Here is a 26549-nt window from a genome sequence, read left to right as displayed (position 1 = left end):
TGAGTAATGTTTATACAAAGATAAGTCTGCGTGCTCTTATGTCACACTTATTTGTGCTTGGAAAGGCAATCTACACATATAAACATGCGGTCCATCCAAATTGGAGTAGCCCACTCACCTCCCCGTGATTTGTAGTTAACTGTTATCCCTATGGCTATAGAATAATAGAATGAGTAGCTCGAAGCCAAGACATTTCATTACGTTTTGTGCCTTGAGCGAAGCGAAAGGAATGGTTATAAACATGAAAAATACTAATATCAGGTGCAGCCGGCTTCATAGGTTTCCACCTTTAAAAAAATTACTAGATCAATCCTATCAAGTAATTGGGATTGATAACTTAAACGACTATTATGATCCAAGTCTTAAGCAGTCTAGACTAGACTGACTAAAACAACACGACAACCTTGAGTTTCATAAAGTAGATTTAAAAAATAAAGCTGAAGTCGACAGCATATTCACCCAATAGAATCCAACTCAAGTCATAAATTTAGCGGCTCAAGCAGGAGTGAGGTACTCTATTGAGAATCTCTATGCTTATGTGGGTTCTAACCTAATTGGATTTATGAATATCCTTGAAGCATGCAGAAACTACCTAGTAAAGCATCTACTTTATGCTTCATCAAGCTCTGTCTATGGTGGTAATAAGGTAGCACCCATTTTCTACAAATCAAAATGTGGATCATCCAGTATCTCTCTACGCTGTTACGAAAAAGTCAAATAAGCTGATGGCCCATACATATAGCCATCTTTATCGTATCCCAACAACTGGTCTTAGATTCTTCACAGTTTATGGACCTTATAGTAGACCGGATATGGCTTACTTATCATTCACGAAAGACATCTTAGCAGGCAAGCCTATCAAAGTCTTCAATCACGGAAAGATGGAAAGAGACTTCACTTTTATTGATGACATTGTAGAAGGCATCGTGAAGCTTATTGATAAGGCACCAGTTACCAATAAGGACTGGTGATGAAAGTGTGGATGACTTAAGTACAAGCTTTGCACCTTACAAGATTTACAACATCGGAAACAATAATCCAGTAAGGCTTATGAGATTCATCAATGCTTTAGAAAAGGCTCTTGGTAAAGAGGCAGAGAAGGTTTATATGGACATCCAGCCAGGAGATGTAATGAGAACCTATGCTGATGTATCTGATCTTGAAAAGGATATTAACTTTAAACCATCTACTAGTATTGAAGAGGGTCTATTGAAGTTTGTAGAGTGGTATAAGGATTGTAAGTTACAATGCTACAAATAGATGCAATTAATTAAACGAATTAGATATAATTTAATAACAAATAAGTACAAGGGGGTATGCTCAAAATGAAAATAGCAATAGCAGGAACAGGCTATGTGGGGTTATCAAATGCAGTACTTTTAGCCCAACATAATGAAGTAATCGCTTTGGATATAATCCAAGAAAAAGTAGACATGATTAACAATAGAAAGTCTCCAATTGCAGATGCAGAGATTGAGGAGTTTTTAGCCACAAAAGAATTAAACTTAACTGCATCAACAGACAATTATGAAGCTTTCAAAGATGCAGAGTATATTATCATCTCTACACCTACCAATTATGACCCAGAGAAGAACTACTTTAATACTAAAACGGTTGAATCTGTGATTGCCAATGTCCTATCCATCAATTCTGATGCGGTAATGATTATTAAGTCGACAGTACCTGTAGGCTTTACGATAGAAGTAAGAGAGAAGTTTAATACAGAGAACATAATCTTCTCACCAGAATTTTTAAGAGAAGGTAAGGCCTTATATGATAATTTATTTCCTTCACGAATTATAGTAGGTGAGCAGTCAGAAAGAGCTAAGAAGTTTGCTGATCTTTTAGCAGAGGGTGCTCTAAAAGAAGATATTGATGTTTTGTTTACCAATTCAACAGAAGCAGAAGCGATCAAATTATTTGCCAACACCTATCTTGCCATGAGAGTAGCCTTCTTTAATGAACTGGATTCATATGCAGAAATTAGAGGATTAGATACCCAACAAATTATTGAAGGTGTATGCCTCGACCCACGAATAGGTGGTCACTACAATAACCCCTCTTTCGGTTATGGAGGTTACTGTCTTCCGAAAGATACCAAACAACTTCTTGCCAATTATGCTGATGTTCCAAATAATATTATGGCAGCAATCGTTGATTCTAATAGGACAAGAAAAGACCATATTGCTCATAGGATAATAGCAAAGAAGCCTAAGAAAGTAGGTATCTATAGACTTACTATGAAAATGGATTCTGATAACTTTAGACAGTCAGCTATTCAAGGAGTTATGAAGAGGATTAAAGCTAAGGGTATCGAAGTAGTAGTATATGAGCCTGCGCTTGAGGAAGATGAATTCTATAATTCTAGAGTAATTAAAGACTTTGATGAGTTTAAGAAAATGTCAGATGTTATTGTGGCAAATAGATTATCAGATGATATTAAAGATGTTGCAGATAAGGTGTATACTAGAGATATATTTAGTAGGGATTAGGAGGAACCAACCAATGCAAGTACGTAAGGCAATTATACCAGCAGCAGGATTAGGGACACGATTTTTACCGGCTACAAAGGCCCAACCTAAAGAGATGCTACCAATAGTGGACAAGCCTACTCTTCAATTTATCATCGAAGAAGCTGTGGCTTCTGGAATAGAAGAAATCCTGATTATTACTGGAAGAAATAAGACATCGATTGAAAATCATTTTGATAGGTCTATAGAGTTAGAACTTGAACTTGAGAAAAAAGGAAAAATGGACTTACTTGAAGAAGTAAGGAAAATTTCAGACATGGTAAATATTCACTATATAAGGCAAAAAGAGGCTAAGGGTCTAGGACATGCTATTTACTGTGCTAAGAGCTTTATAGGAAATGAGCCCTTTGCAGTACTCTTAGGTGATGATATTGTGGATGGAGAGCCACCTTGCTTAAAGCAAATGATTGAGATGTATGAACAGTATAAAGTAACTATTCTAGGTGTCCAGGAAGTGCCCACAGAAGATGTAAATAAATATGGAATAGTAAAAGGGCACCAGATAGAGGATAGGGTATATAAGGTAAAAGACCTAGTTGAAAAGCCTTCTGTAGAAGAAGCCCCCTCAAACATTGCTATTTTAGGTAGATATATTATTAATTCTAAAATATTTGGCATTCTTGAAAATACTAAACCAGGAAAGGGTGGAGAGATTCAGCTTACCGATGCATTAATGGAGTTAGCAGGGGAAGAGGCCATGTACGCTTATAAATTTAAAGGCAAAAGATACGATGTAGGAGACAAACTTGGTTTTTTACAAGCTACTGTGGAATTTGCATTAAAAAGAAATGAGCTGAGAGAAGATTTTCTTAAATACTTAACGGGGATCGTTGAAAAGGAGACTAAAGCAGCGATAGTTGACGAGGTTGCAGTAGGTAAGGAAAAGAGCTGAGTGTGTATTTTAGGCCCATCACTTAAATGTGGTGGGCTTTTTAAATTTGCACCTAGGGTGTCAATTGTGCAAATTGTCAAAAAATACTGTAAATGTCTTGGCGTTATCTATGCAATATGCCGAAGGAAAAATTGCTGGTGATAAGTAATATTATTAACAATGGAATTATTAATAATATGGAGGATATACAGGAGGGGATTCAATGAATCTTTTAGATAGATTAAATAAAGCAGTTAATCATGAAGAAGTTTATCCAGTACCTGTAGCATTATGGGATGTTGCTCCTTGGATGCCAAGTATGATGGGAGTAAATTGCAAGGAATACTATCAGGATCCAGATATCAAGCTGGATGTATTAACTAAATTGCAAGAGACTTTTCCTGAAGCTATCTTGTTCCCTGGGATTTTTCCTGACTATGGGGTTGTAGTTGAAGCGTCGGCCTTCGGTGCAGATATACAATGGATGGAAGATGATGCTCCCTATGCACATGGATGCTTACATGAGATTAATGATGTATTAAAGCTAAAGCAGATAGATCCATCTACCGATGGACTGATGCCCAAAGTATTAGAGGAATGGACTTACTTAAGGAAAAATGCTCAACCAAATCTAATCAAAGACTATGGCTACTTCGAAGGGCATGCCTTTACTATTGGACCTATCGAAACTGCTGCCATGTTAAGAGGATATGACAAGTTTTTTATAGATTTTTTCATTAATACTGAGATGGTTCATAGACTTTTGGATATAGTAACAGAAGGAATAATTACTTGGATAAAAGCTCAAGAAAAAGTTAATGGTCAGCTCAATAGGTTATTTATTGTTGACCATGTAGGTACTCAACTTTCGCCTAGTCACTTTGATGAGTTTTTTAAGCCTTATTTAAAAAGGATATTCCAGGAGTTTAGTTATCCACAATACAGGCTTTGGCATAATGAAGGACGATCCAGCCATGTGTATAATAAATTGCCTGACATGGGATTTAATATATATAATTTTGGGGCAGATCCAGTAGCTGATATAAAAAAAGAACTGGGTGATAAAATTTGTTTAATGGGTAATCTTGATCCCGTTAAAGTAGTTCAAAAGAAAACACCCATTGAAATTTATAATGTAGCAACCAAGGCATTGGAGCAGGGAGCAGCTGGAGGAGGATTTCTATTATCTGGTGGAGGAGGGTTAGCGCCTGGAACAACAATAGAAAACGTAAGAGCCATTGTTGATGCAGCAGATACTTTTAATAAAAAATAATTACAAACAAGGGGAGGAATTAAATTGAAAAGACAATCGTTTAAGATGTTTGCACTAGTTTTGCTTCTTAGTTTAGGAACAGTTTTAACCTTTGGATGTGCTGATACTGATGGTAATAATGGTCCTGTTGAGGAGACCAAGGTAACCTTAAGCTATGGAGGTATCCAATCAACTGAGGATGCGACTACCAAGGCAATGCACAAAATGGCGGAATTAGTTGCAGAAAAAAGTGGTGGATCATTAGAAATAGAAGTTTACCCTGCTTCCCAGTTGGGAGATGCCATTAGTCAGATGGAAGGAGTTATGATGGGTTCTCAAGATATGTTCATTGATGCAGCTTCATTTATAGCCCAGTTTGTACCTGATAAGCAGGTGGACAGTTTGTTTTTTGCATTTTCTGATGAAGAACACTTTAAAACCTATCTGAATGACGAACTAATGGCTAAAGTTGAAGAAGAGTTTTTGCAAGAAAGAAACGTTAGAGTAATAGATCAAGGTTATTTGAGAGCACCTCGTGTAATGGTTTCTAAGAGTCCAATCAATTCACTAGAAGATATGAGTGGATTGAAAATGAGAGTACCAGAGATTAGAACTTATCTTGAATCTGTTAGTGCACTAGGAGCCAATCCGACACAGATTGCGTGGGGTGAAGTATATCTGGCATTGAGTCAAGGTGTAGTAGATGCTGCTGAAGGACCATTAGATGCCGTTTACTCAATGAAGTTTCATGAAGGTGCACCTTATATTACAATGACTAATCATATTAGAGATAATCTAGCTGTTATGATTAATGAAGATGTATTTCAGGGAATGAGTGAGAATCAACAACAAGCATTAGTTGAAGCAGCTGCTGAAGCAGGAGAATGGTATAGTGACCAAGTAAGTAGTAGTCTTGCTGAAACAGTTGAAAAATTAAAGAGTGAAGATGCTATAATTATTGAAGATGTAGATATCGAGCCTTTTGTTAATGTTATGGTTGAAACAGCAACAAAGCTAGAAGATGAAGGAGTTTGGGCAAAGGGATTATTTGAGCAAATTCAGGGTCTCAAGTAAACAGTCTCTTTTCAGGAGGAATAAATAATGAGGGTTTTAAAAAATGGGCTAAAAACAATAATAGATCTGGGATTAAAAATTCAAGTAACTTTAGGAGCTATTTGTTTAGCTATAGTCATAGTTACCATTACTCTAGGCATTATCAGTCGCTATGTTTTTAACTCTCCATTTACCTGGACTGAGGAATTAGGGGTATTCTTATTCGTTTGGATAGCATTTTTTGGAGCAGCTGTTTCAACCGCAAAGAATAAGCATGTGGCAATAGACTTATTGCCACAAAAGCTTTCCCCTAAAACAGTCATAATACTGGAGTTTGTTCTTAACTTGTTTATTTTAGTGTTCTTATGCGTAATGATTTTTGGAGCCATTAAGTTGCAAACTATGACGAGGACTCACTTTAGCGTTGCACTTAATATCCCGAGAAGCGTTTATTACCTTGCACCATTAATATCCGGGATATATATGGTACTAGTCTACATTTATCGAAACTTAGAAATAATTGAAAGAGGTACTAAGGCCTCTAAAACTTCTTCAAGAAGTGCAGAAATATAATAAACAACTGATTTAAAGAAGGGAGGCCATAACCTTTGACTATAGTAATAGCATTAATTGGTTTATTTCTAATTCTAATGGTTCTTGGTGTACCAATTGCTTTTGCTATGGGGGTATCTACCCTAAGCTATCTTTTCCTAAATCCTTCAGCACCAATTGAAATAATTAGTCATAGAATGACAGGGTCACTATTTAGTTTTATTCTATTAGCATTACCAGCATTTTTGCTATCTGGTAGAATGATGAATAGTGCGGGAGTGACTGATAGAATCTTTGATTTTGCAGTTGGATTAGTGGGACGTTTTCCTGGGGGGATTGCCCATTCTAATGCCTTGGCGAGTATGCTCTTTGCCTCTATGTCTGGTACAGCTATAGGTGATACCGGCGGATTAGGGCAGGTAGAACTAAAAATGATGAAGAAGGCAGGATATACTACTGATTTTGCTGCAGGACTTACTGCTGCTTCATCAGTAATTGGGCCAATTATTCCACCGAGTGTCGTAATGGTTGTTTTAGGCGCCTCAGCAGAAATATCTATCGGAAGGCTCTTTTTGGCCGGCATTATACCAGGGATACTATGTGGACTAAGTATTATGGGTTTTGTATACTGGAAAGCTAAATATACTGAAGAAGGTAGAAGCTGGCCAATTACTAGGGTGCCATCAGCACAAGTATTAAAATCTTTTTTAAGAGCTTTCTTTCCACTTTTGACTCCAGTAATAATTTTAGGGGGCATTCTCTTAGGGGTAGTAACTCCTACAGAAGCTGCTGTATTAGCCATTGATTATGCCATAATTTTAGGAATAGTGTACAAAGAGCTAACTCTAAGGAAATTATGGGATACCTTAAAAGACGTTGTAGAAATGACGGGAGTCTTTATGTTCATTTTTGCAATTGCGGGATTCTTTAGTTGGGTATTGACGCTAGGCGGTTTGCCTCAACTCATTGCTCAGACCTTAACTGGCATCACTACCAGCGAAGTAGGCTTATTAATAATTATTGCTTTAATGGCTTTAGCAGTAGGGGCATTTTTGGATACTACTGCGGCAATATTACTAATGACACCCATTATTCTACCTGTGGTACACATGGCAGGCATAGATGTTATCCACTTCTCGGTAGTGTTTATTTTAGCCTTAGTAATTGGTATAATTACACCTCCATTTGGTATATGCCTTTTTGTGATGAGTGATGTGGCAAAGATCTCGGTTTCGAGGGTAACAAGAGCAGCTGCACCTTATCTAATACCTTTAGGTATTACCTTGTTACTAATAATTTTATTTCCGCAATTGGCTACTTGGATACCTTCACTTTTCTTTAATTAAAATAAAAAAAGAGAATTTCAGAAAACCTCTTCACTTTAAGCTCATTAATTTGAGCTTTTTTTTCTTTTCTAAAGGATTATCTTTTGATAATAGAGAAAAAATATGGTTATATCGAGGAGGATGATATAATGCAGCTGACGCAGGAACTAGCACAAGAAATAGTGGAAAAGACCAAGGAAATTATTAAGTTTAACATAAACATTTTTGATGATACTGGTTATATAATTGCTTCTGGGCAAAAAGAACGTCTAAATACTTTCCATGAAGGTGCCTATGAAGTTATTGGATCTGGAATTAGTGATGAGTTTTCCATAGAGAAGGCTAAAAAATACAAAGGTGTTCAACCAGGTATTTTGTATCCAATCCAATTTAACGATAAAATAATTGGTGTGGTTGGTATGAGCGGTGATCCAGAGGAAGTTAGAAATTATGGTGCTCTAGTAAAAATGACAACGGAAATGATGCTCAGACAGGATTTTTTGACCAATCAGCTAAGAGCAGAAAAAGGTGCTCAGAATAATTTTATAAAAAACCTTGCATTAGGGCAATTTGGGGAGGATTTAGAATTATTTATTGAAAGAGGAAAAAACCTTGGCATTGATGTGCTTTTGTCAAGGCAGGTAATAATAATAGAGTTGTTAAAAATGCCGGAATTTAAAGAAAATTTAAGTGATTTGCTTCAAAAGCAAATATATAGAGATGAAGTATTAAAAATATTAGAGAAACATTATGATCATGATGAAGATTTAATACTTTCTATGGGGAATGTAAGATTTTTAATTTTGAAAAGGATAAATAACCAGGTTAAAAATACATCTTCGATTAAAACGGATTTAGGCATCCTTATTGATAGCTTAAGGAAAAAAGGTTTTGATGCTCGGGTAGGAATTGGCAGCTCGCAAATCCACTGGTTAAACCTGAAGATTTCCTACCAAGAAGCTTCTGATGCACTTTTTTTAGGTGAAAGGATGGAGAGTACATCTAATATTCTTCATATTGAAGATTTACTCTTAGAAAGAACTTTAAATAGTATTGACGACTTAATGAAAAAGAATATAATTAATTCTTTTTTGGGAGCGACACAAAACCTTGATAGTAAATACTGGAATGAGATGGAAAAAACACTGGGTGCTTTATTTGATAGTAACCTAAATGTTAGTGAAGCTGCTAAAAAACTGTTTTTACATCGAAATTCCTTAACATACAGGTTAAATAAGATAACAGAACAAACAGGTCTTGACCCGTTGTCTTTTTATGATGCGGTTAAGCTTTATGTATGTTTAAAAATAAATAAGTTAGAAGAAAGATGACAGCGGGACGTTTCGTTTGACATATTCATGGTTTTCGATGTGAAAACTTTTGGTTTAATTGAAAAGGATAAAAAGCTGACATATGTGCTAATTTATATCAAAATAGCAGGAATTTCTACAAGAAAAGTTAAATATATAGAAATAAATCACATGTGCCAGCAGGATTAAATGCATATAAACGATTGTACTATTTAGCTTGGAGGGGTTGAAATTGATTGTTGTTGGGATTGCAGGTGGGACAGGCTCTGGTAAAAGTACTGTGGCAAATGCTATTGTGGAATCACTAGGAATCAACCAAGTTGCTCTGATTGCCCAAGATTCGTACTATTTAGATCGTTCAGATTTGACTCTCGCAGAGCGTGGATTAGTTAACTTTGACCACCCTGACGCTTTTGAAAATGATTTGCTGGTAGATCATTTGCGGCAACTGCGTCACGGCAAGGCTGTTAAGATACCCATCTACGATTTTTCTACCCACACTCGTTTAGACAAAACTGTTATGATTAACCCTAAATCAATTATAGTTGTTGAAGGCATTATGGTCCTAACTAATGAAATGCTACGTGAAATGTTTGACATAAAAGTATTTGTAGATACTGATTCAGATATTCGTGTTTTGAGACGAATAGTTAGAGATATTAAAGAACGGAGCCGTACAATAGATTCTGTGATTGAGCAGTATCAAGAGACAGTTAAGCCAATGCACGATGCTTTTGTGGAGCCTTCAAAGAAATATGCTGACATAATTATTCCTGAAGGCGGTTTTAATAATATTGCAATCAATATGCTAACCTCTACTATTAGACACGGGGCCTAGGTGTGCATTATGCCAAACATCAGGCCAAGTTCTGATTTAACCAACCCTAGGCAAGAAGTCTCCATCTTCTAAGTAAAACGTAAGGTGGAGATGAATTGCACAGGAAACACTTTCCAAAGGGTTTTCTATTTTTTCTCCACTAGATAGTGTGGCAAAGTGGAGGGATGTTTCGTTTGACATATAAGGTTGTGTTTATTCATAGTGGGTCCACATTCTTAGGACTTTGATTACTTGTTCTTCCTCTAAAATCTCATAAGCCATCCTATGCTGTATATTTATTCTTCTTGAATAAAAGTTATTTAAATCACCTGAGAGTTTTTTATAAGCTAGAGGAGTTTGGTAAGGGTTTTTCATTAAAAGCTTTAACAACTTTTTTGCTTTTTTATCCAACCCCGAGGCTTCCAACTTTTTAGCTTCTTTTGCAGCCTGTTTTGTAAAAACTACTCTAAATTCCATCCTATATCCTCCAAAGATTTACAATCTTCAACGGCCTCTTTAGAACCTTCTAAAATGCTTTCCCTCATACCTGGTATTGATAAAAGAAATAGTGTTTCTTGGATAGATGCCCAATCATCTAAACTCAACATTACAACATCACCTTTTTTGCTAGTTATTTGTATGGGTTCAGAATTGTGAATGGTTTGTTCAATTATGTTAAATATATTCTGTCTAGCGTTAGTAACTGGTATGGTTTTCATAATCCGATCACCTCGTATATAATTATACTGTACATGATTATGTACGTCAATGCTTAGAGTATTAAATTTACAACCATATAATAAGTATAAAAAATGGAAAAAATTAATATAAAGGAAGGATTTTAAGGAAAAATGTCGAAAAATGAAAGTATCATAGGAAATCAAACAACATTAGTATACCTAAAGCAAAAAAATATGGTTACTTAAATGGGGTAAGTGCTTTAAGTAGGTACTTCCTCAGAAGCTTATTTGGTTTGAGGCTTGAGATTAATTTGGATCTAAGCACACCAAATTATATTGTATTGTACAGTATAATTTAGTGTGTTTTTTTACATTTTTAATTTTAATGTATAAATATTTTTAATGTAATTAAATTAAGCAAAATAAAATTACAATTCATTTTTGTGCACTCATTGGGGGGCATACTTACTTTGGTTGAGTCACCGTCCGAACTGGAAAAAGAATTAAAAAAGCTTGCTGTACAAATTCACTTAAAACACTATGGAAAAGGACCTGAGGAGGTTTGGGTCAAGGTACATAGAAATATTGTTACTTTTTACTGTTCAAAAATAATAACCCCCTTAGAGGATACACTACTAAGGATTTCCGGCGGAAGAGAGGAGGTTTTACGCATTAGAGAAAAAATCTATGCACACATTAAGCCACACTTATTCTTAGAAGTGGAGAAGGTATCGGGGTGTAAAGTGTTAAGCCTTGCTGCAGATATTTGCCTTGAAACAAAATCTCTGCATGGATCGATTCTTTTTTTACAGAACATTGAAAAAGAGCTTTCGTAAATAAATATTATACTAAAAATTAATATGAGAATTTTAGTATTTTTAAGGGCAAAATTACCGAAAGGTAATGACTGCAAAACTATGGGTCTAAGGCTTAAATCAATTAATAAGCTATGATTGCCAGGTTGCAAATTGCACGTGAATTTACCTGCCCTTTATTTAAGGACAGGTTATTTATTTTTAATGTCTAAAAAAGATAAAGTATTAAAAATTGTAATGTCAATTTTAATGAAAAGTTTGGTATTGATGGAGGAAAAAATGAATTTTAAATTATTAGCCCAATTTATTGACGTAACAAAGCTGGAAAAACTTTTAAGTTCTCATCGAAAAATAACTGGTGTATCCTGTGAACTTTATGAAGAGGGTGCTGATATTCATAAGACCCAAGCTATTTTAGAATTTCCTATCTCCGTAGCAGGTAAGGTAATGGCAAAAGTCGTTGTAGATCAACCACAGGAAACTGTAAACTTAGGAGAAATTAATTATTTCTATAATTTATTCGTAGATATATTAGCAGAAATGGGGGAAAACCAGCTTAACTGGACCAAAACTAAAGCAACAAACCTTTATTCTTTAGAGAATGTCCAGGAACAGCTAGTTGATGGATTACTGGCTGTTTTGTCAGAACGTGACTATGTTGCCAATGGACATGCGACAAGATTGGAGAATCTTTGCTTAAGTGTTGGACAAAGAGTGGGTCTTTCTTTAACACAGTTGTCGGATTTATCACTTTTAGCACGAGTTCACGATATAGGAAAAGTGGGAGTACCAGACTCAATCTTATTCAAAAAAGGACCTTTGACTGAGGATGAGTGGATAATAATGAAAATGCATCCTATCAAGGGATATCATATTGCTAAAAGATTTCCTACATTGAGTAGAATTGCAGAGTTAATCCTAAAACATCATGAAAGATGGGATGGACATGGATATCCAGCCGGTTTAAAAGGAGAAGAAGTGCCTATTGAGTGCAGAATACTTGCTATTGTAGATGCTTTTGATGCTATTACTAACGATAGACCCTATAGGGCTGCTAGGATTAGAGATGAAGCAATTTCTGAACTGGCCTGCTGTACAGGTACACAATTTGACCCTTGTTTAGTTAATGACTTTTTTGAGGTCTTACTTTTATCAGAGACAAAATCAGCTGAATAATATAGGACAAAAAAATACTAATTGATAAAGGCAAAATCGCCTAAAGGTGATGACGCAAAGCATAGTATGAATATCAACAGTAGTAGGAGGTGATCAAATTGAAGAAAAGAGAGGTATTAGTTCATGGGGATAATTTAAAAGAAGCGCATATGGTGGTTCAAAATCTTCTTGAAGAACATGAATCAATAATGCATACTGAAATACTAACTAAAGGGCGAAGAGGTTTTTGGGGATTTTTTAGGAAGCCAGCTACTATAAAAGTAATCATAAATGCTGGCCAAAGTAGGGGCTATCAAAAACAACAAGAACGCGAACAAGACGGAATGGCTGAAATAAGTGAAGGCGTGCTTAAAGTATACGGTCCAAGTGGTGGGAGAAAAAAGGCGGTGATTATTCCGGCAGCGGGAGCTATACTGCGTGTAAATGGAGTACCAACACGTGGATCTAGGCAAGTAGGTGAGGATGAGGAAGTTGAAGTTGAACTTATTAAGAATATAGGAGAGGCAAAATTAGAGGTTGAGATTTCCAAAGATAATCTTATTGCGGGAGTTAGAATTACCCCTCAAATTACTATTTTTCATCAACTAGTTGACCAGAGCAGGCAAAATGTGCTTCAATTGATCACTCATCAGCAGAAGATTGAAAAAAGAGTTATTACCTTTACCGAAGTTGAAGAAGCTTTACAGGCTTATGGTGTATCCTTTGGTATTGACCATAATGAAATACAAAAAGCTATAGCCGCTGCCGACGGAGATTGGTGGGTAGTAGCAAGAGGGCAGCCTGTGCATCAGGGCAAAGATGGTTTTGTGGAATATATGTTTCAGTGCGAACCTGTTGAGATAAAATATGGAGAAGAGGAATGGGTGAATTACTGGGAACGATATACTTTTCCCGGTGTACGGGAAGGAGAAGTGCTGGCAGTTTTGCATCCAGCGCAAGAGGGTCTTCCTGGAAAGGACGTTACAGGAAAAGATATTTTGCCAAAACCTATTAAAGAAGCATACCTGCAGGTAAAAGATGGAGTGAAAATTAGTGATGATGGATGCAAGGCTATTGCCACTATATCTGGAAGGCCTGTGTTAGAAGGTTATAGAAAAAAATATATAAAAATTGTTAAATGCATGATACATCCTGGCGATGTGGACATTAAGAGCGGTAACCTACGCTTTGAAGGTGACCTCATGATACTTGGTAATGTCAAGGAAACTATGCAAGTGGCTGCCTATGGAGAAATTACGATTATGGGGAACGCAGCGGATGCAGTCATTCAGGCTGGCGGGAAAATATTTTGCAGAGGCAAATTTTTTGGAAGCAAAGTTCGCGCGGGAGGATTAACGTCATTTTATAACAGGGTTAGTAAACTGTTAGATAAGTTGGACGAAATATTGGATTGGATTATGAAGGAATCAATCAGAGTTAGAGAGTACTCACTACATGAAAATAAGCTAGATGAAGTATATCTTAATGAAATTGTAGTGTATTTAATTGATTACAAAAAAGCAGAACTTGAAAAGCTTCTTAATGAATATATTTCTATCATAGAGGAACAGGATATACCATTTCCATCTACAATTAAAGATTTAGTACCAGCTATTAAAAATTTAATTTCCAGTAGGTGGAGGAAGGATATTTCTATATATGATGAGGTTAATAGCATCCGTGAAAAAAATCAAAATATAACTAAGATTTTGGAAGCTATCCCCGAGGAAGCATGTGATATCTATTGTTCTTATGCTCAGGGTAGTATCCTTGAAACCAATTGTAACATTATTGTAGGCGGTCAGGGCTGTTATCAATCTTCTTTGATAGCAGGCAAACAGATTAGAGTCAATGGAACCTTTAGAGGTGGTGAGATGCTTGCTAACCAAGATATTCTTGTGGATGAAGCAGGTTCCGAAGGTATGTCTGCCGGCAAGATCAAAATAAAGACATCTGATAAAGCCATTGTTACCTTAAATAAGGTTCATCCCGAAACCATCGTTCGACTAGGTAACCAGTCGTATCTTTTTGAAGAGGAAATGGAAAGAGTAAAGATGTATGTTGGGGTTGAAGGGAAGATTAAAATAAATAATTTAACTTCAGGTGGAGTTTCCCACAGGATGAGTTCAACTAGAGTTCAGGGAAAAGCACCCAACTAAGTTTCACTGAATGACTCCATGAATATTATAGAGCGAAACTTGCCAACTTGTTTGGCGTAGCTGAGCTAATCCTTTAGGGAAACCGTTATCCAGGGGCTTAGTACCACTTATCTCCCTCCTATTTCATAATAGGGCATATTTTGTAGTGGCAGGATGACTTACAATATTTTCATTTGTGTTATACTATACCTACAAAAGGTTATTTTAGCCGAAGAAATGTTGTACATAACTTTTAGAAATGAGGTGGAAACATGTTGGATTTAAGTAGCTTAAGGAAAGCAGTTTTATCACTAGAGAGGGCTCTAGGCTTTACAGGTGAAAGACTAGCTATAAGCAATATATCAGTTGAAGAGGAAGAGGTTATTAAGGCTGGTGTTATTCAAAACTTTGAGTTTACCTATGAACTCTGTTGGAAGTTTATGAAACGATGGCTTGAATTGAATCTTATGCCAGGACTATTGGATGGGGCATCAAGAAAAGAATTATTTAGAAATGCACTTGAGCAAAAGCTGATATCCGATTTTTCTTCATGGGTTCGTTATCACGAGCTTAGAAATACCACCTCACATACTTATAATAGAGAAGTAGCAGATGAGATATATTCTATTACCAACGATTTTTTAGAAGATGCCACTTATTTACTTAAGGCATTGGAGGCTCGTAATGATTAAATTAAGTGAAAAAGAACTACAACTAGTTAAAAATATCCTCAAAAACTATGTTCATGATTTTGAGGTTTTAGTATTCGGTTCTCGAGTCAACGGGAATACTCATGAGCATTCTGATTTAGATATAGCCTTAAGAGGACCAGATAAAATAGACCTTTTACTCCTAGCGGATATTAAGGATGAGTTTCAAAACTCCGATCTTCCGTTTAGAGTCGACATTATAGATTTTAACAGGATCTCACCTGAATTCCAAAAAGTTATATTAGAAAATCATAAGATCTGGTAGTAACGATTAGGATTCTATATGGTAGGCGTGATTGGGAGCAATTCCTATAGGGTAAGAGGGCAAGACTATGAGGATCTTGATATTGAGTGTTAATAGAGAGCTTAAACTTATATGATAAAAGGAACTGTTATCTGTGTCATTTAACCGACCCTAGGCAAGAAGTCTCCATCTTCTAAGTAAAACGTAAGGTGGAGATGAATTGCCAATTCGCTGGACAAAGCGAATAAACCAAAAAAATTACCACTAATACACATGCAACACTTTCCAAAAGAACATATGTTTGGTACAATATAAGCAGGTAACCCATAGAGAACTTTGGAAGGTGTTAAAAATGAACAAGGCCTATAAAATTAGAATATATCCCAACAAAGAACAAATACAAACAATAGAAAAAACCTTTGGCTGCAGTAGGTTTATCTACAATTATTTCTTGGCCCAAAGGATAGACCTATATAAAAATCAGGGTAAAAGCATTGGCTATATTGACCAGCAAAACCAATTACCAATACTAAAAAAAGAATTCATATGGCTAAAAGAAGTAGACAGCACATCCTTACAAATGTCACTTAGAAACCTGGACAAGGCCTTCAAAAACTTCTTTAGAGACAAAAGCATAGGATTTCCCAAGTTCAAAAATAAAAAGAATAACAAAAAAACCTATACAGTAAACTATGTAAATAACAACATCCAAATCAAGAAAAATACAATAAAACTACCAAAACTACAATGGATTGAAGCTAAAGTCCATAGATATGTACAAGGCAGAATAATAAGTACCACAATATCCAAATCACCCACAGGAAAATACTTTGTATCTATTATTACAGAAGCAAATATCAAGCCAACAGATAAAAAAGCTAAAGCTAAAGGTAAAATAGGCATTGACCTGGGAATAACCCACTTTGCCACACTATCTAGTGGAGAAAAAATAGAAAACCCAAAATACCTAAAGAAAACCCTGGAAAAACTAGCAAGAGAACAAAGAAGCTTGAGTCACAAACAAAAGTACAGCAATAACTGGTACAAGGCTAAAAAGAAGGTTGCAAAACTTCACGAAAAAGTAAAACAACAAAGAGCCGACTCTCTACATAAGCTATCAAAAAGGATTATAGACGAAAACCAAATCATAATCCTAGAAGACCTAGTAATAAAAAATATGATAAAGAATCATAAACTATCAAAAGACATAGCAGATGCCAGCTGGTATAAGTTTTATTCCTTTCTAGAATACAAAGCAAAATGGTATGGAAAAACAATCCATAAAATAGATAGATGGTATCCAAGCTCTAAAACCTGTTATTACTGTTGCCATGTTCTGGATGAAATACCACTAAACACTAGAAAATGGGATTGTCCTAATTGTCATACCAAAGATATAGACAGGGATAAAAATGCAAGCCTAAATATACTAAAGCAGGGATTATTAGAAATTGCAGAGATTGCATAAACAGGATTCTTAACTCAGGTGGAGTTTTGACTCCATCTGAGTTTTAGAAACCGTTATCCAGGGACGTAGCGCCACTTATCTCCCACTTGTAGAAGATAGGAGTCTTGGAGTGAAACTTGTCAACTTGTTGATATAGCTGAACCCATGCAAGGCTAGTGGCGGTAGTCATCGGATAAATAAATCACCGTAGGGACTACGGGTAGAGCCTGTGGAGAAAGTAGGTTGCGAAATCTATGAAGCAGGAAAAGTTCTTAAGGCTTTTTGCACTTAAGAAGCTCCCACTTCTAAGCCGATAGGTGAAAGTGGGAGAGGTTCACTAAAAATCTTTCCTGGACAATTGTAATTCTCTGGATGGTGTTAATCTTCTACCTATCACACCAGCCAGCAACAGAGTCTAACCAACTGAGCACAGGAATAACTGAGGCTATTGTAAAAGCCGTGGAAAAAGTTGCTTCTAATGTGAATTTTGATATAGGAAGCTTCAATCACATCATAAGAAAAAATGCCCATTCCCAGATAGGGATTTAGAAAAATAAAAATGCTTTCCTCTAGACCTAAAGAAGAAAGCATAAATTAGTTGTTATTCAATTTGAGCCTTGAGTTTCTCTAATTCTTTCATATCAAGGCCTGTAATATTAGAAATTACTTCAATTGAGAGTCCATTTTTAAAAGCTGCAATAGCTAATTCTTTTTTGCTTTCAGTTCTACCTTCAGCCCTACCTTGAGCCTTGGCGGTACTGATCATATTAGCTCTTTCATGTAAAGAATTCTGTCGTGCCTCATAAAGGGCCATTGCAGTCTCATCGCTCAAGTTTCTTATTAGTCTTTTTAATAGCGTCATCCATGTCTGCAATCTCCTTTCTTGTTTCATCAGTAATGGATTTGTCAAAGAAATATAACCATCTATGTAATGGGTTGTTTTCAAGATCTTTGTGTGTGAAATTTTTCCCGTCCGCTGTTTTAGCTCTAACATCTAATCTTCCAGTTTTGTCTTCGACAAGTTCTTTAGTAAGTTCCTTGTTGTCAACTATTTCTAAAGAAACTAATTTTTTTCTATCGACTGGGTCAAGAACTGCGTTTAGAAAGGCGATGAGGTTATCTTTTGAATCTTCTTCTCCCAATAGTTTTTTAAAAATAAAATCATTAAGAGGGTTAACCTGTCTAACTGTCATAATATTCTTCCTTTCTATCTTATTTTACCACAAATGGTTTGGTGATAGAACATTTACAGTTATGCTTACAACAAATACTATTAACATAATTTAATTATAGCAGAAAACAGGCATAAATAGAACATATGTTTGGAAAAAGTAAGAAGGGATGAAAGCGGGACGTTTCGTTTGACATATTCATGGCTTTCGATGTGAAAACTTTTGGTTTATTCTTTTTTTAATCCATTAGAGAGCTATTGAATTGCCGAATGACACTTTTCAAATATCTCCGAGTTATTTTTGACATATGTGCTAATTTATATCAAAATAGCAGGAATTTCTACAAGAAAAGTTAAATATATAGAAATAATCACATGTGCCAGCAGGATTAAAATGCATATAAACAATCGTACTATTTAGATCGTTCAGATTTGACTCTCGCAGAGCGTGGATTAGTTAACAATTATAGTAGTTGAAGGCATTATGGTCCTAACTAATGAAATGCTACGTAAATGTTTGACATAAAAGTATTTGTAGATACTGATTCAGATATTCGTGTTTTGAGACGAATAGTTAGAGATATTAAAGAACGGAGCCGTACAATAGATTCTGTGATTGAGCAGTATCAAAAGACAGTTAAGCCCATGCATGATGCTTTTGTGGAGCCTTCAAAGAAATATGCTGATATAATTATTCCTGAAGGCGGTTTTAATAATATTGCAATCAATATGCTAACCTCTACTATTAGACACGGAGACTAAGCAAGGTAAAATAACTGATTAAACTAGATGGGAACTATATAAATGTCAATGAATAAATTTTTATCCTGGATCTTAGTTGTTTTATTTATGGTAGTGATATTTTACTTATCACACCAGCCAGCAATAGAGTCTGACCAGCTAAGTACAGGAATAACAGAGATTATTATAAAAACTATAGAGAAAGTTGTTCCTAATGCTGATTTTGATATAGGAAGCTTCAATCACATCATAAGAAAAAATGCCCATTTCTTTGCTTATTTAGTACTTGGAGTGTTAGTGATCAACGCTATGAGAAGAAGTGGAGTATCTGGATATCGGAGTGTAGGTATAGCTCTAGTAATTTGCGCTCTTTATGCTGTGAGCGATGAGGTCCATCAGTTGTTTATCATTGGGCGAAGTGGTGAACTGAGGGATGTGCTCATTGATAGTGCCGGGGCTAGTGCTGGGGTTGGAGTGTATTGCCTTATTGATAGGGTGGTTAGGTGTAAAAAGGAGAACGATAGTGTGTGAAAAATAAGAAAATGGTATATAATAGTTATATTTAGTATGTGGGGTTAGAAAATGGAACTTTTTAGTGCTCAAATGATAATAATATACTTTCTATATGGGTTAGCTTTTTTTACAATGGCCATTGTAATTGCTTCTCAGGGCAGAAAAGATAGCAGTTTCATTCTGGCTAAACCAATTTGGTTTTTATCAGGATTCGGAATTTTTCAAGCCTTTGCTGAATGGGCTAAAGTTACCAAATTGCTTTATATGTATCAGATTACTCTATTAGACATTTTTACACTTCACTTGATTGATGCATTGACGGTCACAATTTCCTTTACATTTCTACTTTTGTTTGGTATGCACCTGGTAATTGCCTCTGTGGGAAAGTATTCTCGATTAAAATATTTACCCATATTGTTGGCAATAGCTTGGGCTGTTAAGTTCATACTAATAGATTTAATTATTATACCAACAGAAAGTTTTAAGATTTGGAATGCCACTAGCATTGCCTGGGCGAGATATTTGCTGGCTTTTCCCGGATCTGTGTTAGTAAGTGTAGGTTTAATCCTGCAGCTTCCTACATTAAAAACTTTGGATTTAAAATCAGCATATTATAGTTGTCTGGGTGCAGCCATTACATTTGCTGCTTACGGCTTTTTTTCCGGCTTAATAACGTTTCCTGTTGATTTTTGGCCTGGGAATGTTTTAAATAGTACAACTTTTTTACAATTTACTGGTTTACCTGTTCAACATTTCCGAGTAGCAATGGGATTATTAATGGCTTATACAATTATCAAGACAATAAATATTTTCAATGTAGAACAACGTAGACGTCTGGAGGAAGCTGAGAAGCTAAGTGTGCTGATGAAAGAGCGGGAGCGATTTTCAATAGATTTACATGACGGTGTTATTCAATCGGTTTATGCTGCAGGTCTGATGATAAAAGCAAGCCAAGCCATGCTTAAAAAAGAAGAAAAAGTAAATGTCAATGTATACGAAAAGTTGGAAAATGTGAACACAAGGCTTAATAAGACATTAACAGAACTTAGAAGCTATATTAAAAATTTAGGCAAAACATCAGAGGATAGTCTACAACGGATGTTGTCAAATTTAATTCTTGAATTTCGTAATTTATCAATGATGCATATTGATCTCATAGATAATTTAAAAGGCAGCCTATATCTAAATAAAAAACAAGAAAATAATGTATTCCACATAGTTCAAGAGGCACTATTTAATATGATAAAACATGCTGATGCTACAGAGGGCAGGATTATCATTGGAGAAAGTAATAATAATATAATTATTAAAATAATTGACAACGGGAAAGGTTTTGACTTGCAGGAATATCAAAAAAATAATCCTGAAAGTAAGGGCTTAACAAATATGAAGGTTAGAGCACAAAATTTAGGTGGTGTTTTAACTATAAATACTAATGAAGGTCAGGGAACCGAAGTGATTCTTCGATTTGAGGACTAGATCACATTATAATAATCGACACAATCGTAGCTAATAACAGTCCAGACATCACAGCTATGAAATTTCGCCTGACTAAATCCATGGGGCTTACCCCTGCAATACCAGCATCGGCTACCACACCAAATGCCCAAGCTGTTAAAGTTCCTCCACCAGCCCAAATACAAGCTATCTGTCCAAATAAATACCTACAATACAGGGTAATACAAAATCTCTACGAAAAACCATCAAAACTATAACTGTTATAACCACAGCTAGATATATCCAGTGTGATAAGGTAGTTTTTTCAAGTTACAGAAAAAAAGTATAAAAATTCAATATAAAAAATGACAAGTAGTGGTAAAAATATTACCAAAATTGACAATCCACACAATTGATCAAAGTACTATTCTTTTATGCAGATATGGTGTACAATTTAGAGTATAAGCCTTAAAAGAAATAATATATTAAACTATAATATAGAATTAAAGGAGGTAATTTTATGTTCGGAATGATAGGACCTCTAGGTATATGGGAGATAGCTTTAATACTTATCATTGCTTTGATTGTTTTTGGGCCTGGTAAACTACCCGAGGTTGGGAAAGCAGTAGGTAAGGGGTTAAGAGAGTTTAAGAGTGCAGCGAATTCGATAACTAGTGATGATGGAGATAAGGATAAAGATAAGGTTACAATTCAAGCAAAAGAAGAAAAAGAAATTAAAGAAACTAAAGAGAATCAGGACAAACCGTCTTAAGTGTACTTAAAAGCCTCAGGAACTTATTAGGTCCCTGAGGCTTTATATTAAGCAGGTCTAATCATAGACCTGCAGAGATATTGCTGAAAGTTTTGTTTTATGATGGGCTAAAACCTTGTTGTTGCCACCATTCTTCTTTGAGGTCGTCATAATGTTTTTCGAAGCTGGCAAGGTGATCTTCTTCCCATTTAGCAAGGGTTAAGTAAAGATTTTTTGCAGCATCTATTTGTGTATCTGCAGCAGCTTTTTTATAGAAATCAGATGCTGATCTTTCCATCTGAATAGCAATTCCAAATACTGATACAGCTAAGGAACCTGATTCTGTTCCAGCAGTATTCCAGTTAAATATGTGAGGGGAAGGTACTTCCTCCATCTCACTAGGATTAAGGATTACAGTATCTTCGCTTACGGATTTATATAGTTTCTTTAACCAGGTCAAATGCTTTTCTTCTTCTTTGGCAAAATGAATATATGCTTCCTTTGATTCAGGGTTACTTTCTTTTTCTGCTGCTAGCATATAAAAATTGTATCCTTCTAATTCATTTACAATGGCTTGCTTAATTACTTCTAAATCATTTGTGATAGGCATGATTGTCCTCCTTACCATCATAGTATTAGCATCCATGCTAAAAGATACATAAATCTAGAAATTATGCTATTATCTTTAGCTGAGTGATTTCAAATCTAGTTTGGCTATTTTTTCTACAAATAATGCTTCTACAATGAATATAAATTATCCTATCAATGATTCAAATCTTGACAAAATCTTCATGTTGGCTTAATTTTCACCTAATGGGTGATTTTTTGGTTTTCGGAAAAACTATCAAGAGGATTCTTAGAGCTTTAGGTGAATTATAGAAGAATGATTTTGTTAATCTAGCTAAAAGGGAGATAGCGCAATGGCACGGAAAAAGTATGGGAAAACATGGTGGGGAAACGCCTGGGTGGAAGCCCTTGAAAGAATAGATAGTGATACAAATAGATTGCCCAGGGGTAGAAGCTATGCTAGTGGTGATAGGGTAAGTCATATTGAAATAACCACAAAGGGTAATATTACGGCAAAGGTCAAGGGAACACGTCGCAGACCATATAATGTCGAGATAGGACTTAAAAAATTTAATGATCAAGAAATTGAGACTATCCAAGAATTAATTGAGAACAATCCCCTTTTAGCTTCAGAATTATCTATGGGTAAGCTACCGGAGAGTCTTCTTGAATTATTAGATGAACAGGGGGTTCATCTTCTTCCGGATTCATGGAATGATATAGCGGCTCAGTGTTCCTGTCCTGATTGGGCTAATCCGTGCAAACACCTTGCAGCTGTTTACTATATAGTAGCTAATGAAATAGATAAGGATCCATATCTATTATTTAAGCTAAGAAACGTCTATAAAGAAGACTTGTTAAAAAATGTATCATACAACTCCCAGGACAACCCATTGGTAGAGTATAATGAGGAATTGCTCTTTACCAAATACAGTGATTACATCCCTAACGGCCTCAATAACGGTGGTGTTGAAAATATTGATTTAAGCTCAATTGCAAATAATATGCAGGGTGAACAAATCTTTGCGCTTTTAAGCGATGCTCCTCTTTTTTATGAAGGAAAGGATTTTAAAAAGAAATTACTTAAAGCTTATCAAAACTGTGCTAAAGCTGTAGAAGAAATAGAGCTTATAGATAATGGCTACTCTTTTAAAAACTTAAGGCTAACCCTTTTGTATCCAGAAAAAAGCGAATCTCCGTATTCTTTTTTTATTAGTAAAGTTTCAAGTTCTAAGGAATCCTTAATCTTTACAGGTGAGGAAAAAAACATTTTCATTCCCCAGTTTCAAGCTGGAACAATAACCTTAAAAAGAAAAAAGGGCATCATAGTACCCATAGAAGAAGTAATAGATCTGTTTTTAACCCTTCCGTTAGAATTACCAAAGGAAAAGACCTCGCCCTGGGCAGATTTTTTAAGTGCAACGGCAAGTGTAGCTCGCGCCCTAACCAAATCATCTGCCTTTGTACCCGTCGTAAAATCAATAGATGAAAACGGAAGCTTTAGGATAGGCTACAGACCCTTAGATAGGGCCAATAGCCTGCAAAAAATAATTAAATATCTGGTGCAGCTACTACCTCCGGATTTAATCTATAAGAAAAAAGAAAAAAGCATACTATTAGAGGAAGAAGCAATAGAAGAGGTAATCCAGTTAATTTTGTCCCAGATCATGTACCGCTATAACAACCAAAAGCTTGACCCTGGGGATGAAGTCGCAGGAGTCTTCTTTAATGGCATTCACTATCAAGCAGACAGCTTTGAGAAAAGGCAGACGGGAAAAGCAATTGCAAACTGGCTTGCCTGGTTGAATCTTGAACCTGCTCTCGTGGCGCCTATTATTAAAATTGGCCTTCCTGTAAAAGGTAGTGAGAAATTCAGATTGCTGGTAGATGTTGAGAACAAGAGGGATCCACTAGGTCCCATACTACCTTTGAAAAGGGTTTTTTCTAACAAGGGAGAGACCAAGGATCTAATATTCTCAATGCCAGCTCCTATAGTGCGTAGGGAGATCTCAAAACAATTGACAATTGCCGGGGAGTATCTGCCGGTATTGAAAAGCATTCTCCAATTTAAAGGGAAAAAGGGTGCAGAGGTTACTTCAGAGGCAATGGCAGAATTCTTGGGACAAACCCATCAGATTCTTTCTTTGCTTGGAATTAGTGTGATGATTCCGCGAGAGCTAAAGAAAATGGTGGCTCCAAGACTGACCATTTCAGCAAAAACAAAAGAGGGTACAGCCTCTTCATCAATGTCATATCTCAACCTTGAGGAGATGCTTGATTTTTCCTGGCAAATAGCACTAGGCGATAAGCTGCTATCACCTAAAGAATTTCGTGAGCTTGTAAAAAATGCAGGTAAAATAGTCAAGTACAAGAATGAATATCTCCTTCTAAAGCCTGAAGAAATAGAACGAATGCTAAGAAGGATCCAGAAACCAGAACCTAAGATGTCCTCCATGGAAATTCTACGGGCAGGCATTAGTGGAGAAACACAGCAAGCTGACTTTGTACCTGACGTGATATTCCAAAAGATGATAAATGCTCTAAATTCTAAAAGTATTCAGGAAGAGATATCCCCGCCTACAGGATTAAGGGCAGAGCTACGACCCTATCAGCAAAGGGGTCTAAGCTGGTTATATGGAAATGCAATACGGGGATTAGGCTCCTGCCTAGCTGATGATATGGGTCTAGGAAAAACTGTTCAGATTATAGCTTTAATCTTAAAGCTAAAGGAAGAAGGCAGGCTATCTAAACCCGTTCTGGTTGTATGTCCAACAACACTAATAGGTAATTGGAGTAAGGAACTTGAAAAATTTGCTCCGTCTCTTGAGGTAGAAATCTATCACGGAACTACTCGTAAATTAAGTAGTAAAAATATAGATATAATTATCACTTCCTATGGTATCCTGCGTGGAGACAGGGCAAAGTTCAAGAAAAGGCCCTTTGAAATGGTTGTTATTGATGAGGCGCAAAATATCAAAAACCCTGATACAGAACAAACCAGAGCTGTTAAAGATATCAAGGCCTCTACCTATATTGCCATGACAGGAACGCCTGTTGAGAACAGACTTTTAGAGCTGTGGAGCATTTTTGATTTTATTAACTATGGATTTATGGGACGTAGGAAAGATTTTCAGGTTCATTTTGCCAATCCTATTGAAAAATATAGGGATGGAGAGAGGATTCAAAAGCTAAAGGATGTCACAGGGCCTTTTATCCTTAGAAGGCTTAAAAGCGATAAGTCAGTAATCAAAGACCTACCAGATAAAGTAATAAAGGATGAATATTGTTATCTAAGCGAAGGGCAAGCAGCGCTGTATCAGCAGGTCACCGAGTCTCTTTTAAAAGAGGTTGAGGAAAGTGAAGGTATAGAAAGAAGGGGAATAGTATTTAAACTCATAACCTCACTAAAGCAAATCTGTAATCACCCTGTTCACTATACTAAAAAGGGAATTGTAGAAAAAGAGCATTCAGGTAAGGCCCTAAAAACTCTGGAACTGATTCAAAGCTTAAACGTGAAAAATGAAAAGGTATTGGTCTTTACCCAATACAAGGAAATGGGAGAGCTTCTACTAGAACTCCTTAGGGATGAACTGAAGGTAGAACCGTTTTTTTTCCATGGAAGTCTTACCCGTAAAAAGCGTGACGAAATGATAAATCAATTTCAAAATAATCCTGAAAGTTCACCGATCATGATAGTGTCTCTAAAGGCAGGAGGCACAGGTCTAAATCTCACAGCTGCTTCAAATGTAATCCATTATGACCTCTGGTGGAATCCTGCAGTCGAGGACCAGGCTACAGATAGGACTTACAGAATAGGACAGCTGAAAAATGTAATGGTCCACAGGCTGATTAGTATAGGTACCTTTGAAGAAAAAATAAATGAAATGATCGGAGATAAAAGGGAACTAGCAGAATTGACAGTTACAGCAGGTGAAACTAGAATTAGTGAAATGTCCAATAAGGAACTCAAGGATTTGTTTATGCTGGACAAACATTAGTGAGCTCGTTAAGCCAAAGCTAAATTATAGGTAAAAATACTAGTCTTATACTGTGCTTATGGTGTACAATTGGCGTAATAAGGAAATATACATCTAGCAGGGACCCTATTATTATATTAAGAGTTTTGGGGGTGTATAATAATATGACAGATAGAGACTTACTTGAACTAATTGCCAGACAGGTGGCCAAGTTAACTGAAGATGTAGGTGAACTAAAAGTAGGACAAAAAAATCTTGAATTAGGTCAGCAGAATCTTGAGGTAGGACAGCAGAATCTTGAAGTAGGACAGCAGAATCTTGAAATGGGACTAAAAGGTCTTGAAGCAAGACAGCAGAATCTTGAAGCAGGACAGCAGAATCTTGAAATGGGACTAAAAGGTCTTGAAGCAAGACAGCAGAATCTTGAAGCAGGACAGCAGAATCTTGAAATGGGACTAAAAGGTCTTGAAGCAAGACAGCAGAATCTTGAAG

General features: G+C 36.0%; 25 protein-coding genes and 1 pseudogene. 21 read left to right on the top strand and 5 right to left on the bottom strand.

Translation table 11 applies throughout. From position 1 onward, the window contains the following. Positions 1–248 precede the first annotated feature (248 nt). From APF76_15975 to APF76_15935, 9 genes and pseudogenes are all read left to right on the top strand, one after another. Positions 249–1260 (top strand): annotated as a pseudogene (locus APF76_15975) (capsular biosynthesis protein CpsI). 65 nt (positions 1261–1325) lie between these two features. Beyond that, positions 1326–2492: a UDP-glucose 6-dehydrogenase gene (locus APF76_15970; GenBank protein ID KUO49299.1), complete on the top strand. Its 1167-nt coding sequence runs from the start codon at positions 1326–1328 to the stop codon at positions 2490–2492. 13 nt (positions 2493–2505) lie between these two features. Beyond that, positions 2506–3423 carry a UTP--glucose-1-phosphate uridylyltransferase gene (locus APF76_15965; GenBank protein ID KUO49298.1) on the top strand — a complete coding sequence of 306 codons (918 nt, stop codon included), beginning with the start codon at positions 2506–2508 and terminating at the stop codon, positions 3421–3423. A gap of 202 nt (positions 3424–3625) precedes the next feature. Then, the gene (locus APF76_15960; protein ID KUO49297.1) at positions 3626–4675 is read left to right on the top strand and encodes a hypothetical protein; all 1050 of its coding nucleotides are present in this window, start codon (positions 3626–3628) and stop codon (positions 4673–4675) included. A 24-nt stretch (positions 4676–4699) separates the two neighbouring features. Beyond that, positions 4700–5728 carry a hypothetical protein gene (locus APF76_15955; GenBank protein ID KUO49296.1) on the top strand — a complete coding sequence of 343 codons (1029 nt, stop codon included), beginning with the start codon at positions 4700–4702 and terminating at the stop codon, positions 5726–5728. 27 nt (positions 5729–5755) lie between these two features. Continuing rightward, positions 5756–6280, top strand: a complete 525-nt coding sequence (locus APF76_15950; GenBank protein KUO49295.1) for a hypothetical protein — start codon at positions 5756–5758, stop codon at positions 6278–6280. A 35-nt stretch (positions 6281–6315) separates the two neighbouring features. Further along, a complete protein-coding gene (locus tag APF76_15945) occupies positions 6316–7605 on the top strand; it encodes a hypothetical protein (protein ID KUO49294.1) in 1290 nt (429 codons plus the stop codon). A 128-nt stretch (positions 7606–7733) separates the two neighbouring features. Further along, the gene (locus tag APF76_15940; protein ID KUO49293.1) at positions 7734–8915 is read left to right on the top strand and encodes a hypothetical protein; all 1182 of its coding nucleotides are present in this window, start codon (positions 7734–7736) and stop codon (positions 8913–8915) included. A 211-nt stretch (positions 8916–9126) separates the two neighbouring features. Then, the gene (locus APF76_15935) at positions 9127–9732 is read left to right on the top strand and encodes a uridine kinase (protein KUO49292.1); all 606 of its coding nucleotides are present in this window, start codon (positions 9127–9129) and stop codon (positions 9730–9732) included. A gap of 192 nt (positions 9733–9924) precedes the next feature. On the opposite strand, the gene APF76_15930 is transcribed toward APF76_15935, so the two are convergent. After that, complete coding sequence (locus APF76_15930; protein ID KUO49291.1) at positions 9925–10188, bottom strand: toxin of toxin-antitoxin system; 264 nt, start codon at positions 10186–10188, stop codon at positions 9925–9927. Further along, entirely contained in the window at positions 10173–10430 is a 258-nt protein-coding gene (locus tag APF76_15925) for a prevent-host-death protein (protein ID KUO49290.1), read from the bottom strand. Before APF76_15925 ends, APF76_15930 begins: the two co-directional genes overlap by 16 nt. Positions 10431–10861: 431 nt before the next feature. On the opposite strand from APF76_15925, the gene APF76_15920 reads away from it, so the two are divergent. The 6 genes from APF76_15920 (at position 10862) to APF76_15895 (ending at position 16921) form a co-directional block, all read left to right on the top strand. Beyond that, the gene (locus APF76_15920; protein ID KUO49289.1) at positions 10862–11227 is read left to right on the top strand and encodes a hypothetical protein; all 366 of its coding nucleotides are present in this window, start codon (positions 10862–10864) and stop codon (positions 11225–11227) included. 609 nt (positions 11228–11836) lie between these two features. Beyond that, the gene (locus APF76_15915; GenBank protein KUO49330.1) at positions 11837–12382 is read left to right on the top strand and encodes a phosphohydrolase; all 546 of its coding nucleotides are present in this window, start codon (positions 11837–11839) and stop codon (positions 12380–12382) included. A 98-nt stretch (positions 12383–12480) separates the two neighbouring features. Then, the gene (locus tag APF76_15910) at positions 12481–14520 is read left to right on the top strand and encodes a hypothetical protein (protein ID KUO49288.1); all 2040 of its coding nucleotides are present in this window, start codon (positions 12481–12483) and stop codon (positions 14518–14520) included. Between the two features lie 251 nt (positions 14521–14771). Continuing rightward, entirely contained in the window at positions 14772–15191 is a 420-nt protein-coding gene (locus APF76_15905; protein KUO49287.1) for a nucleotidyltransferase, read from the top strand. Continuing rightward, positions 15184–15474: a hypothetical protein gene (locus APF76_15900; GenBank protein ID KUO49286.1), complete on the top strand. Its 291-nt coding sequence runs from the start codon at positions 15184–15186 to the stop codon at positions 15472–15474. The genes APF76_15905 and APF76_15900 overlap by 8 nt, the downstream gene beginning before the upstream one ends. Before the next feature lie 331 nt (positions 15475–15805). Beyond that, entirely contained in the window at positions 15806–16921 is a 1116-nt protein-coding gene (locus APF76_15895; protein KUO49285.1) for a transposase, read from the top strand. 580 nt (positions 16922–17501) lie between these two features. Here APF76_15895 and APF76_15890 read toward each other — a convergent pair. Together APF76_15890 and APF76_15885 are read right to left on the bottom strand one after the other, a co-directional pair. Beyond that, on the bottom strand, positions 17502–17762 hold the full coding sequence (locus tag APF76_15890; protein KUO49284.1) for a hypothetical protein: 261 nt from the start codon (positions 17760–17762) through the stop codon (positions 17502–17504). Next, entirely contained in the window at positions 17722–18093 is a 372-nt protein-coding gene (locus tag APF76_15885; GenBank protein KUO49283.1) for a hypothetical protein, read from the bottom strand. Before APF76_15885 ends, APF76_15890 begins: the two co-directional genes overlap by 41 nt. 491 nt (positions 18094–18584) lie before the next feature. On the opposite strand from APF76_15885, the gene APF76_15880 reads away from it, so the two are divergent. The 4 genes from APF76_15880 to APF76_15865 all read left to right on the top strand — a co-directional run bounded on the left by APF76_15880 (position 18585) and on the right by APF76_15865 (position 21534). Next, entirely contained in the window at positions 18585–18833 is a 249-nt protein-coding gene (locus tag APF76_15880; protein ID KUO49282.1) for a hypothetical protein, read from the top strand. 48 nt (positions 18834–18881) lie between these two features. After that, entirely contained in the window at positions 18882–19343 is a 462-nt protein-coding gene (locus tag APF76_15875; protein KUO49329.1) for a VanZ family protein, read from the top strand. Positions 19344–19394: 51 nt separating this feature from the next. Next, on the top strand, positions 19395–20804 hold the full coding sequence (locus tag APF76_15870; GenBank protein ID KUO49281.1) for a hypothetical protein: 1410 nt from the start codon (positions 19395–19397) through the stop codon (positions 20802–20804). Positions 20805–21282: 478 nt separating this feature from the next. After that, positions 21283–21534, top strand: a complete 252-nt coding sequence (locus APF76_15865; GenBank protein KUO49280.1) for a hypothetical protein — start codon at positions 21283–21285, stop codon at positions 21532–21534. 97 nt (positions 21535–21631) lie between these two features. Here the strand turns inward: APF76_15865 and APF76_15860 are convergent, their stop codons facing one another. Next, positions 21632–22123 (bottom strand): hypothetical protein, encoded by a 492-nt coding sequence (locus APF76_15860; GenBank protein KUO49279.1) that lies wholly within the window; start codon positions 22121–22123, stop codon positions 21632–21634. A gap of 310 nt (positions 22124–22433) precedes the next feature. Between APF76_15860 and APF76_15855 the strand changes: the two genes are divergently transcribed. Continuing rightward, positions 22434–26078 carry a hypothetical protein gene (locus tag APF76_15855; GenBank protein ID KUO49278.1) on the top strand — a complete coding sequence of 1215 codons (3645 nt, stop codon included), beginning with the start codon at positions 22434–22436 and terminating at the stop codon, positions 26076–26078. Between the two features lie 143 nt (positions 26079–26221). After that, positions 26222–26549: hypothetical protein (locus APF76_15850; protein KUO49277.1), on the top strand; the 328-nt coding region annotated here is incomplete at its 3' end.

This window comes from Desulfitibacter sp. BRH_c19 (assembly GCA_001515945.1).
Lineage (GTDB): Bacteria > Bacillota > DSM-16504 > Desulfitibacterales > Desulfitibacteraceae > Desulfitibacter.
This window is presented reverse-complemented; position numbering and strand designations above follow the sequence as displayed.